Raw genomic sequence first — 406 nt, forward strand, 5'->3', positions numbered from 1 at the left:
GTCGGTGACGCTGGCAGGCTACTACGGGCCGTTCGGCGCGATGATCGCCGAGCTGTTCCCGGCCAACGTGCGCTCGACCGGGCTGTCGATCGCGTACAACGTCGCGGTGATGCTGTTCGGCGGCTTCGGCCAGTTCATCGTCACGTGGCTGATCAAGGTCACCGGCACGCCGCTCGCGCCGACCTACTACGTGATGGCGGGCCTCGCGCTGTCGATCGTCGCGGTCGCGTTCGTGCCCGCGCGCAGCGCCGACCTCGATGCGCCGGCGTGACGACATGACGATTTGAGGACGGTCATCGAATCGTTTCGCCAAACGCAATGATGTGATGCAGAACGCGGGGAAACGGTGTGTCGCCCCTTCGCGTTCGCACCCGAATTGTTTAGTCGTCGAACGAAACATGCCGCG

General features: G+C 64.5%; 1 pseudogene. It reads left to right on the forward strand.

Going from position 1 to position 406, the window contains the following annotated elements:
- Window positions 1-271, forward strand: a pseudogene (locus M3610_RS27570) (hypothetical protein); the annotation flags it as partial.
- Between the last annotated feature and the right edge of the window lie 135 nt (window positions 272-406).

The sequence above is a fragment of the Neobacillus sp. MER 74 genome, assembly GCF_023714155.1.